The 1,690-nt window shown below is 52.0% G+C and carries 2 protein-coding genes and 1 pseudogene; 1 reads left to right on the top strand and 2 read right to left on the bottom strand.

All coding sequences use genetic code 11. From position 1 onward, the window contains the following. Window positions 1-337: hypothetical protein (locus ACTHUT_RS19830; RefSeq protein WP_440419531.1), on the top strand; the 337-nt coding region annotated here is incomplete at its 5' end. Window positions 338-595: 258 nt separating this feature from the next. Here the strand turns inward: ACTHUT_RS19830 and ACTHUT_RS19825 are convergent. Together ACTHUT_RS19825 and pgmB are read right to left on the bottom strand one after the other, a co-directional pair. After that, window positions 596-901, bottom strand: a pseudogene (locus tag ACTHUT_RS19825) (endonuclease/exonuclease/phosphatase family protein); the annotation flags it as partial. A gap of 220 nt (window positions 902-1,121) precedes the next feature. Further along, a partial coding sequence (gene pgmB / locus ACTHUT_RS19820; protein WP_440419529.1) for a beta-phosphoglucomutase occupies window positions 1,122-1,690 on the bottom strand: 569 nt, incomplete at its 5' end.

Raw genomic sequence — 1,690 nt, 5'->3', positions numbered from 1 at the left:
TGGTGAGACTATCGAGTACGGTATTCATTTTGGATTTAATCGAGATTATTTTAATTTTACCGCCAAAACAGCCAAGCAATTTATGCAAGATCAATTTGCAAATTACCCTGAATTAAAGGAAGTGGGGTTTCAATATATAGTGGGATCAAGTGAACACCGTACAATTTTTTTACCTATCCAACTTGACTTAAAACTGTTGATTGAAGAATACCCTGATTATGAGGATCAGGCTTTGCAGCCGCTTTCTGATGCTTTAGACAAAATAAAAAATCATCAAGCTGTATTTGATGATATTGCCAAAGAGTTAATGCAGCATTTCAAATCACAAGAAAGTTAGACTTAATATCTCAACAAGCAGCAGCCTGCATCCATACCAACCGCGTGCGTGGCTACGCCACTCACCCTACCTGCGAACGGCACAAACTTTAAAAACGATGTGTAGGGTGTGTGCGGTACGCACGCACGCGTTTTTTGCTGTTCAAACCATTGTTTCAAACTTTCAGACAACCTCAAACGTTCTCTGAAAACTTTTTAGCGCAAAGGCCGTCTGAAATCCAGTTTTCAGACGGCCTTATTGTTCATATTGCTTCAAAATCTAACAGTCAAACTCGGCGATTACCGGCGCATGGTCGCTGGGGCGTTCTTGGGCGCGGGTTTCTAGGTCGACGGTGACATCGGTAAGGGTAGCGGCGAGTTCGGGGCTGCTGAGGATGTGGTCGATGCGCAGGCCGAGTTTGCGTTGGAACATGGCGCCACGGTAGTCGAACCAGGTGTAGAACGCGCCTTCGGGGTAGATTTTGCGCAGGCTGTCGGTCAGACCGAGGTCGAGCAGGTTTTTAAACCATTGTCTTTCGATGGAGGAGCAATGGATTTTTTCGTACCATTTTTCGGGGTCGTAGCAAGCAAGCCGTAGCCTGCATCTCCACCAACCGCGTGCGTGGCTGCGCCACACACCCTACCTGCGGCGGTACAAACTTTAAAATCGAGGTGTAGGGTGTGTGCGGTACGCACGCACGCGTTCTTTTCCGTTCACACCATTGTTTCAAATCTTCAAAAGACCTCAAACATCGTCTGAAAACCTGATTCAGGTTTTCAGACGGCCTTTTTACTTCCTTAGTATTTTACCTGCCCGACTGTGCCCACACGTTTTGCAGGTAGGTGTAGGTCAGCTCGGCGGTGCCGGACACCAGCGCGATGTCGCTGCCCAAGTCTTCGGCTTTGCCCACGCCGATAGGCAAGGCGCCGGCGGCTTTGATGGCGGCGACGCCGGCTGCGGCGTCTTCGATGCCGATGCAGCGGCGGATGTCCGCGCCCACGCCCTCGGCGGCGGCGAGGAAGATGTCGGGGGCGGGTTTGGAATGCGCGACGGCGGCAGGGTCGGCGACGGCGTCGAAGAAGTGGGTCAGCCCCATGCGTTCCAGCAGGAACGGGCCGTTTTTACTGGCGGACGCGAGGGCGATTTTTTTGCCGTTTGCTTTCAATGCTTCCAGCAGCGGCAAAATGCCGGGATACACGTCTTCGGGTTTGACCGCCTGTATCATCTCCAAGTAGTTGTCGTTTTTGCGGCGGGTCAGTTCGGCGAACTCGGCTTCGCCGACGGTTTTGCCGCCGTGCGCGAGGATGCGTTTGAGCGAATCGTCGCGCGACACGCCTTTGAGCTGCTCGTTAAACTTGCGGTCGATGCTGATGC

It is taken from the genome of Neisseria sp. P0022.S010, from assembly GCF_051956635.1.
The sequence above is the reverse complement of the archived record's forward strand: the minus strand, read 5'-3'. Positions and strand labels throughout refer to the sequence as shown.